The organism is Micromonospora sp. NPDC005161, assembly GCF_053599855.1.
Genome location: NZ_JBSFYQ010000023.1, coordinates 110544 through 119285, shown reverse-complemented (window position 1 = coordinate 119285; position 8742 = coordinate 110544). Strand labels below are relative to the sequence as shown.

Here is an 8742-nt window from a genome sequence, read left to right as displayed (position 1 = left end):
GGCGCCCGCCCCCGCCGCGCCACAGGGTGTTGTCGGAGTTGGTCGGGTCAGCCGGTTCGGCAGGTGACCGTCGGCCAGGTCCAGTTGCCGTTGGCCATGATCGTTACTCCGAAGTTGTTGCCGTTGCCGTTCGGTCTGGCGGTGATGGTTCCGCTCGTGCCGCTGACGGAGGCGTTCCAGCTGTTCTGCAGGCTCTGACCGCCGCCCAGGCCGAGGCTGACGACCCAGTTGTTGGTGCCGCTGACCGCGACGTTGAGGTTGAACCGGTCGCCCCACTGCTGACCGGCGGAGAGCGTCGCGGTGCAGTTGCCGCCTCCCGGGTTGCCGGTGGTGGGCCCGGGGCCGGGGTTGCCGCCACCGCCTTCCCGGACGGTGATGTCGGAGCTCCCGCTGCTCTGGTAGCCCTCGGTGGCCATGATCTGGTAGCTGTGGTTCGTGCCGAGGTTCAAGCCGGCGCGGGCCCAGGCGTCGAAGTGGTTGGCGGTGGTGATGGTGCCACCTGTGCGCTTCTGCTGACGGACGCTCCAGTACTGGTAGAACGTGGCGATGCCGTCGATGGACGGCTGGTTGACCCGCTGGGTGCGGTACAGGTCGTAGGTGCCGCCGTCGGTGGTGACGGAGCCGACCCGGGTGGCGCCGGTGCTCGGGTTGTAGGTGCCGAAGTTCTCCACGACGTAGTACTCGATCAGCGGGTTCCGCGTCCATCCGTACAGGGCGAGGTAGCTGTTGCCGTTCGGGCTGTAGGTGCCCGAATAGCTGATCGTCCTGCGGCTGCCGGTGGCCCAACCCTTGCCACCGACCCAGTTGTTGGTGCCGCTGCCCCACTGGCTGGAGTATCGGCCATCGGCGCGCAGCGTCATGCTGGCGTTGCCACTGTCCTTCCAGAACGAGTAGAAGAACCCGTTGTGCGTGCCGGTGGAGTTCGCGCTGACGGTCCGATCGGCCTCGGCGTACGCGTTGGTGGCCAGCACCGTACTGCTGACGGCCACCACCGCGGCGCACGCGGCGCCGAGGAGCAACCGCATGCGGCCGCGCCCTCTCGGTCTGATGGGTGTGTGGTTCATGTTGTCCATGGACGTGCGTCCTCCTCGTGACGGCTGGCGGGAGGCCAGCGGTGCGGCACGAACCGGCGGCCAGGCGACGGCCGGGCGGGCATCGGCGCGTACCACGTGGTGGTGGTTGGCTGGTCGTCCTGCACGACGACCGGGGGAGTGGGTCGCGGTGGGTGGCATTGACGGTAATCGAGCATCGTCGATGGCGACCGTATTGACCCTCCGGTCGGCTTGTCAACAACTTCCGGAAACATCGTGGAAGCCTGGCCTTAGAGACCGGACATGCCTCAGGACGGCGTTCATCCTGCCCAGTAGCCCCATTAGATCCACTGCGGCGTGAGCTGATTACCTCGATGCCTCGACCTAAGGGCCGAAACCGGGGCTGTCAACGTCGGAATTTCCGGAGACTTTCCGGACCGCGACCGGCGGCAGGTGCCACCGCCGCCGTGGCGTTACGGCATCACGACAGGTGGGCCGCCGGGTTGGGCGCCGGACGCTGCCGTGGCCATGGCGGTCGGGCCCGCCCCGGGCTCGGGTTGCGCTCGGCCGTCGAGCTGCGGACCACGAGGCGTACCGGCAGGACCATCGGTCTTCCGGTGTGCCCGGGCGCTCCCTCGATCATCGTGAGCAGGTGTCGGGTGGCGGCCGAGCCCTCCGCGTAGAACGGCGCCGCGACCGTGGTCAGCCCGGGCGTGACGATGTCAGCGGCGAGGATGTTGTCGAAACCCACGACGCTGACGTCGCCGGGAACGTCGACCCCCATCCACCCGAGGCCGCGGATGAGGCCGATCGCCATCTGGTCGTTGAAGGCGAGGACAGCCGTCGGCGGATGCGCGCACAGCTCCTCGACGGCCCGCTCGCCGCCCTCGATGGTCGGGCTGAACGGGCCGATCTTGCGTACCTTGATCTCCAGCTCCATGCCCGCTTCGAGCAGCGACCGCCAGCGGATACCGTTCGCCCAGGACGCCTCCGGCCCCGCGACGTACGTGATGTGGTCGTGCCCCAACTCGCCGAGGTGCTCGGCGGCCCGCCGAACCCCGCGCGGGTTGTCCGTCACGACGCAGGGCACGTCGGCGATGGCGCGGTTGAGGACGACCACCGGCCGCTGCTTGGCGAACATCCGGATGGCCGAGTCGGACATCCGGCTGCTGGCCAGGAGGAACCCGTCAACGGTCGACATCGTCCGTTCGATCACCGCCCGTTCCAGGCGGTCGGACTCCTGGGCGTCGATCAGCACGGTGGTGTATTCGCCGCCGAGCGATGCCTCCTGCGCCCCGCGGACGATCTCGGCGTAGACCGGGTTGGTGATGTCGGGGATGACGAGCGCGATCATGTGCGTCCGGGACGTGGTGAGGGCGCGTGCCAGCGGGTTGGTCCGGTAGCCCAGCCGCTCGGCGACCTGCCGGACCCGTTCGGCCGTCTCGGAATTGACGCGGCTCGGCTTGGAGAATGCGCGGGACACCGTGGACGGTGAGACATTGGCTTCGGCCGCGACGTCGTAGATCGTGGCCCTCTTGTCTGGCGGCCTGGTGTGGTCGGGCATCTTCATGCTCCCCCCGGGCTACGCGCCATGATCATGCTATGACGCCGGTGAGTACTCGGCAATGCCCTCGCAGCAGTCGGTTCTCCGGTGCGCATTCGCGCGAGGCAATACATGGCAACCCGTTGCTGTTCGGCCCCGCCGGCTGTCTCAATGCTCCACAGATGGCGCATGTAGGGCGGCCTCGCCGAGGCGACCCACCTGAGCAGAGCGTGGACCTACCTGGCCGGACCGGGTAGTCGATGGAGGGAACGACTCATGGGTATGACGCGGCGCGGCGCTCTCATGGTCACGGCATCGTCGCTCTTCGTGGGCGCGGTCGGGTGTGGGGCGCCGGAAGGTCCCGGCAAAACCTCGGGCGACACCACGGGTGAGATACCGGAGCGGCCCGCCCGGGCCGTGACGCTCAACGTTCTCGACGTCGCCGGCAACCTGCAGCTGACGCAGGCGATGATCGACGAGTTCGTCTCGAAGAATCCCAACGTGATCTCCCGGGTGACGTATTCGAAGGCGCCGGCGCCCGAGCTGGCCGGCAAGATCAAGGCTCAGCAGGGAGCCGACCGGGTGGACATCGGTCTCGTGCTGACCGGCGTCGACGGCCTGGCGGCCGGCATCGAGCAGGGGCTCTGGACGGACGTGCTGCCGAAGTTCCAGGACCGCCTCGGCGGCATGCGGAACTACCTGGAACCGGCCGCCGCGATGCAGCAGCTCGCCGGCAACGCCGGCGTCACGGTCACCTACTATCCGTCCGGCCCGCTGCTCGAATACCTGCCGTCCCGCCTCTCCGCGCCGCCGACGAGTGCGGACGCCCTGCTCGCCTGGGCCAAGGCGAACCCCCGCAAGTTCCAGTACGCCCGGCCGGCCAACTCCGGCCCGGGCCGGACCTTCCTGATGGGCCTGCCCTACATCCTGGGCGACACGAACCCGAAGGATCCCGCGGCGGGGTGGGACAAGACGTGGGCCTTTCTCAAGGAGCTGGGCCAGTACGTCGACTACTACCCGTCCGGCACCACCGAGACGATGAAGAACCTCGCCAACGGCACCGCTCACCTGATCGTCAGCACGACCGGTTGGGACATCAACCCCCGCGTGCTGGGTACGGTGCCCAAGGAGGCCAGGATCGCCACGATCGACGGTTTCCACTGGGTCACCGACGCGCACTACGCCGTCATGCCCAAGGGCGTGTCCACCGACACGCAGGCCGCGGTGCTGGCCCTGCTGGCGTTCATGCTCACCCCTGAGCAGCAGGCGAAGGCGTACGACGAGGGCTACTTCTACCCGGGGCCGGCGGTGAAGGACGTCCAGCTCTCGTCGGCGCCGCAGAAGAGTCAGGACGCGATCCGGGAGTTCGGCCGCCCGGAGTACGACGCGCTGATCGCCGGCAACCCGACCGAGGTCCCGCTCGACGCGAAGAGCCTCGTGGCGGCGTTCAACCGCTGGGACCGCGAGATCGGCGGCGGGAAGGTCAAGCAGGGATGAGCGCCTTCTCCCAGCTGCGGTTGGATGGCGTGTCCCGCCGGTTCGGCGGCCAGGACGCGCTCACCGAGCTGGACCTGACGATCGAGGCGGGCGAGTTCATCGCCCTGCTCGGCCCGTCCGGCTGCGGCAAGTCGACGGCCCTGAACTGCCTGGCCGGGCTCCTGCCGTTGACGCAGGGGAGCATCTGGCAGGACGAGCGCCGGATCGACACGCTGCCACCGGAGCGCCGCGGCTTCGGCATGGTGTTCCAGAGCTACGCCCTCTTTCCCCACCTGACGGTCCGCGCGAACATCGCCTTCGGGCTGCGCATGCGGCGGCTACCGAAGGAGGAGATTCGCCGGCGTACGCAGGAGGCGGTGCGGCTGGTGCGGCTCGAGGCCCACGTCGACAAGCTGCCCGGCCAACTCTCGGGTGGCCAGCAGCAGCGCGTCGCCATCGCCCGAGCCGTCGTGTTCGAGCCGTCTCTCGTGCTGATGGACGAGCCGTTGAGCAACCTCGACGCCAAACTGCGCCTGGAGATGCGCACCGAGATCCGCCGGCTGCACCAGTCGCTGGGGCTCACCACCGTCTACGTCACCCACGACCAGGAGGAGGCGCTCTCCCTGGCCGACCGGCTGGTCGTGCTGCGGGAGGGGCGGGTGCAGCAGATCGGGTCGCCACGCGAGATGCACAACCGGCCGGCGAACTGGCACGTCGCCGACTTCATGGGCTACCGCAACCTGTGGCGGGGACGGGTGGAGCAGCTGGACGGCACCCGGGCCACGGTCGAGTCGTCCCGTCATCGCCTGCTCGGCGAGGCCATCGGCGACCTCCAGGCCGGTGCGGAGGCGGTGGTCGCGGTACGCCCGGAGGACATCCGCGTCGACGGGCCCGGCGAGGCCCACAACACCATGTCGGCGACCATCGAGGTGGTCGAGTACCAGGGCCGCGAGTTGGCCGCCGAGGCCCGCACCGAGACGGGACAGCTGCTGCACCTGCGTACCGAGCAGCGGATCGCACCGGGCGACCAGGTCAAGGTCGCCATCGACCCGCAGCGGCTCCTCGTCTATCCCGCAGGCGCGGCTCAGGCCACCGACCCCCGCCCCGACCACCTCGCGGACACCTCGGAGGCCGCGCGGTGAGCGGCGTCGGGCCTGGCAGGCCGCTGGCGCACTGGCAGCACCGTCTCGCGGAGCGGGGCGTCGATCGGCAACTCTGGTTGCTGGTCCCGGCCCTGATCTTCGTCATCGCCCTGTTCCTCTACCCGTTCTTCTACGGCCTGACGCTCTCGTTCCAGCCGACCAACGGCGGGCCGTTCAGCGACTACGCCCGGTTCTTCTCCGACGCCTACGAGCGGGGCACGATCTGGATCACGCTGCGGATCGCGCTGCCCGCCGCGCTCCTGAACGTCCTCGCCGCCGTGCCGATCGCCTACCGGATGCGCGGTCGGTTCCGGGGCAAGCGGCTGGTCACCACACTGCTGGTCGTGCCGATCACGCTCGGCACGGTGCTCACCGCCCAGGGGCTGCTGAACTTCCTCGGCCCGACCGGTTGGTTCAACCGGATCCTGCTCGCCACGAACCTCATCGACGAGCCGGTGCGGCTGATCCATAACTACTGGGGCGTGTTCTTCTCGCTGGTGATCACCGGCTTTCCGTTCGCGTTCCTGCTGGTGCTCTCCTATCTTTCCGGCATCGACCCGACCCTGGAACGGGCGGCCGCGACGCTCGGGGCGGACTGGCGTCGCCGGTTCCTGCGGATCACGCTCCCGCTGCTGATGCCGGGCCTGGCCACGACCTTCTGCCTGACGTTCGTGCTGGCGTTCAGCGTGTTCCCGTCCGCCGTCCTGGTCGGCAATCCGGCGGGCGAGACGCGGGTCATCTCCCTCGCCGCGTACCAGGCGGCGTACGAGCAGTACGACTACCCGTACGCCTCGGCGATCGCAATGATCATGGGGTTCGTCGAGCTGGTCATCATCGCGTTGGTCCTGGCGGCGCGCAACCGTCTCTACACCGGCTCCACCGGAGGCAAGGGCTGATGGCAACGATCACCCAGGCGCCACCAGCGCGGCCCCCCGCCACCACCGACCGGCGGCGGCGTATCGCCGCGCGACCGGCCGCCTGGATCGTGTGGGGCGTCGTCATCTTCTTCTTCCTCAACCTGCTGGGCGTCGTGGCGTCCGTGCTCGTCAGCTCGTTCGGCCAGCGCTGGTTCGACACCTGGCTCCCCGACGGCTACACCACCAGCTGGTACGGCCGGGCCTGGGATGAGTTCGCGCTCATGCAGGTCATCGTCGTGACGCTCGAGGTCTCCGTGCTCGTCGTTGGCCTCTCGCTGCTGATCGGCGTGCCGGCGGCCTACGTCCTCGCGCGGCGGTCGTTCCCCGGCAAGCGGCTGATCTTCCTCGTGTTCCTGCTGCCCATCCTGATGCCCCCGATCACGTATGGCATCCCGCTGGCGACCGTCCTCTACAAGTTCGGGCTGGCCGGGAACATGTCCGGGGTCGTGCTCGCCAACCTCGTACCGTCGGTTCCCTTCGTCATCCTGACCATGACCCCGTTCATCGAGCAGATCGACCCGCGGATCGAGAGCGCCGCGCGCATGTGCGGCGCGGGCCTGCGGACGGTCTTCCTCCGGGTCCTCACGCCGTTGCTGGTGCCGGGCATCCTCGCCTCCGCGATCCTCGTGCTCGTCCGGACCGTGGGCATGTTCGAGCTCACCTTCCTGACCGCGGGGCCCGACTCGCAGACCATCGTCGTGGCGCTCTACTACTCGATGTCCGCGTCCGGGATCAGGGCGCAGCAGTCGGTCGACGCGATGGCGGTCATCTACACCTCGATGATGCTCGTGCTCCTCGTCGTCGCGCTGCGGTACGTCAACCCGACCCAGCTCGTGGCCCAGGTCAAGGAGGAGCCGGAGCACTGAAGCCCACGGGTGTGGACGGCCCGGCCGCCACCTCATCGAGGATCTCACCCACCCGGCCCGCGGCGCTGATGAGCGCGGGCAGCTTCGCGCGCAGGCCGCGATAGGTCGCGGCGAGGGCGGGGTCGACCGCGATCGGCTCGCTGCGGGCACGGCCGGGATCGAGCTGGGTGACAGCCCCCTTGAGATCGGGAGCGAGGCCGATCGCGAAGAGTCCGAGCGCGGCCGCGCCGAGGGCGGCGTCATCGCCGTCACCCGCCGCCTGGACCGGACGATCCAGAACGGCGGCCATCACCTCGCGCCACAGTGGAGAGCGGAAGGCGTCACCGGTCAGCCGGACGCTGCTGATCGGCGTCAGCTCGGCCACGCGGTCGAGGACGACGCCGAGTTGCAGGCACACTCCTTCGACGGCGGCCCGCACCAGGTGGCCGCGGGAGTGCTCGCTCCGCAGCCCCAGGTACGCCCCCGGCGGGTCGGATCCTGCTGCCGGGTCGTCGAGTAGATAGGGGAGCATCACGAGGCCGTCGCTTCCCGGGGGAATCCGCTCCGCGAGATCCAGAAGCGTGGGCGCGGCATGGTCGAGGTCGGGCGCGAGGGCACGTCCCGCCCAACGTACGACGTTGCCGCCGTTGCTGACCGCTCCGCCGACAACCCACGCGTCCTCGGTCAGCGCGTCGCAGAAGAGGGTTTCCGCCTCGTCGACGAGCGGAGCTGAGACGACCGTGCGCAGGGCCCCGGTGGCCCCGAGCGACAGGTTGCCGACGGTGCTGTCGATCGCCGCCGCGCCGAGGTTGTGCAAAGGGCCGTCGCCCGCACCCACGACGACGGGTGTACCGGACGGGAGGCCGACGGCCCGTCCGGCAGGGGCCGAGAGCCGCAACGCCGCGGTCGTGGGCAGGACCGGGGGCAGTTGGCTCTCCGACACACCGACGAGGTCGAGTACGGCGCGGCTCCACGCCCGACGGTGGACGTCGAACATCCCGGTTCCGGAGGCCGAGGACAGCTCGGTGACCAGCTTGCCGGTGAGCCGGTACAGCAGGTAGTCCTTGAGGCCGATCCACCACCGGGTCGCCATGCAGAGGTACGGCTCATGGCGGGCAAACCACATGAGCTTGCACAGCGGGCTCATCGGGTGCACCGGCGTGCCCGTCAATCGGTGCAGTTCCCGCCCCTGCCCGGAGATCCGCAGGTCGCGGGCCGCCTCCGACGACCGCGAGTCGGCCCGGGTCAGCAGCGGCGTCACTGGCGTCATCGCCGCGCCGAGCCCGATCAGGCCGTACATGGCGGAGCTCATCGCGAGGGCGACGACCTCCGCCCCGGCGGTGTCGGCGACACACGCGGACGTCGCCTCCAGGGTGGCCGCCACGAGTACCTCCGGATCCTGTACCTGCCAGCCGGGCGCTGGCTGAAGGAGCGGGTACTTCCGCCTCGCGACGTGTCGCGCGGTGCCGTCCAGCGCGAACGCGGCCACCCGCACCGCCGTGACGCCCACGTCGACCCCGAGAATGACACGACGTCCTGGCCGCATGCGCACATGGTCGAGCGGCGTCCGGTGGGCCGGCAAGCGGTTGCGCGCAGTTGTCGTCGCCCTGGTTGAGCGACAACTTGCTGATGCGTGGGATCGGGCTGCTCGAGGGCGGAACGCCAAACCTGACGCGTTACGTGTTCACCGACTCGCGCGCCCGGACATTCTTCCCCGATTGGGAGCAGGTGGCCGACGAGCGTGCCTTCGACCTGTGGCTGGGGCCTTCTGCGGAAGCCTCATGGTTC

General features: G+C 69.4%; 7 protein-coding genes and 1 pseudogene. 5 read left to right on the top strand and 3 right to left on the bottom strand.

What is annotated here, in order from left to right; all coding sequences use genetic code 11:
* Window positions 1-47: 47 nt before the first annotated feature.
* Together ACWD5O_RS22070 and ACWD5O_RS22065 are read right to left on the bottom strand one after the other, a co-directional pair.
* Entirely contained in the window at window positions 48-1025 is a 978-nt protein-coding gene (locus tag ACWD5O_RS22070; protein WP_450086398.1) for a glycoside hydrolase family 11 protein, read from the bottom strand.
* Between the two features lie 487 nt (window positions 1026-1512).
* Window positions 1513-2595, bottom strand: a complete 1083-nt coding sequence (locus ACWD5O_RS22065) for a LacI family DNA-binding transcriptional regulator (RefSeq protein ID WP_450086397.1) — start codon at window positions 2593-2595, stop codon at window positions 1513-1515.
* Between the two features lie 255 nt (window positions 2596-2850).
* On the opposite strand from ACWD5O_RS22065, the gene ACWD5O_RS22060 reads away from it, so the two are divergent.
* Genes ACWD5O_RS22060 through ACWD5O_RS22045 form a run of 4 tightly spaced genes read left to right on the top strand, consistent with a single transcriptional unit; the run spans window position 2851 to window position 6975 of the window.
* Window positions 2851-4071 (top strand): ABC transporter substrate-binding protein, encoded by a 1221-nt coding sequence (locus tag ACWD5O_RS22060; RefSeq protein ID WP_450086396.1) that lies wholly within the window; start codon window positions 2851-2853, stop codon window positions 4069-4071.
* Window positions 4068-5192, top strand: coding sequence for an ABC transporter ATP-binding protein (locus ACWD5O_RS22055; RefSeq protein WP_450086395.1), 1125 nt, complete (start codon window positions 4068-4070; stop codon window positions 5190-5192). The genes ACWD5O_RS22060 and ACWD5O_RS22055 overlap by 4 nt, the downstream gene beginning before the upstream one ends.
* Window positions 5189-6088: an ABC transporter permease gene (locus ACWD5O_RS22050; protein WP_450086394.1), complete on the top strand. Its 900-nt coding sequence runs from the start codon at window positions 5189-5191 to the stop codon at window positions 6086-6088. The genes ACWD5O_RS22055 and ACWD5O_RS22050 overlap by 4 nt, the downstream gene beginning before the upstream one ends.
* A complete protein-coding gene (locus ACWD5O_RS22045; protein ID WP_354965754.1) occupies window positions 6088-6975 on the top strand; it encodes an ABC transporter permease in 888 nt (295 codons plus the stop codon). Before ACWD5O_RS22050 ends, ACWD5O_RS22045 begins: the two co-directional genes overlap by 1 nt.
* Here ACWD5O_RS22045 and ACWD5O_RS22040 read toward each other — a convergent pair.
* Window positions 6953-8500, bottom strand: a complete 1548-nt coding sequence (locus ACWD5O_RS22040) for a gluconokinase (RefSeq protein ID WP_450086393.1) — start codon at window positions 8498-8500, stop codon at window positions 6953-6955. The two genes, ACWD5O_RS22045 and ACWD5O_RS22040, sit on opposite strands and share 23 nt — an antisense overlap.
* Window positions 8501-8583: 83 nt before the next feature.
* Here ACWD5O_RS22040 and ACWD5O_RS22035 point away from each other — a divergent pair.
* Window positions 8584-8697: pseudogene (locus ACWD5O_RS22035) on the top strand (MmyB family transcriptional regulator); the annotation flags it as partial.
* Window positions 8698-8742: the final 45 nt, after the last annotated feature.

What these genes read in the sequence shown, in the direction of transcription:
- ACWD5O_RS22070 (WP_450086398.1), bottom strand. Translation starts at nt 1,025, where the DNA reads ATGCGGTTGCTCCTCGGCGCCGCGTGCGCCGCGGTGGTGGCCGTCAGC.
- ACWD5O_RS22065 (WP_450086397.1), bottom strand. Translation starts at nt 2,595, where the DNA reads ATGCCCGACCACACCAGGCCGCCAGACAAGAGGGCCACGATCTACGAC.
- ACWD5O_RS22060 (WP_450086396.1), top strand. Translation starts at nt 2,851, where the DNA reads ATGGGTATGACGCGGCGCGGCGCTCTCATGGTCACGGCATCGTCGCTC.
- ACWD5O_RS22055 (WP_450086395.1), top strand. Translation starts at nt 4,068, where the DNA reads ATGAGCGCCTTCTCCCAGCTGCGGTTGGATGGCGTGTCCCGCCGGTTC.
- ACWD5O_RS22045 (WP_354965754.1), top strand. Translation starts at nt 6,088, where the DNA reads ATGGCAACGATCACCCAGGCGCCACCAGCGCGGCCCCCCGCCACCACC.
- ACWD5O_RS22040 (WP_450086393.1), bottom strand. Translation starts at nt 8,500, where the DNA reads ATGCGGCCAGGACGTCGTGTCATTCTCGGGGTCGACGTGGGCGTCACG.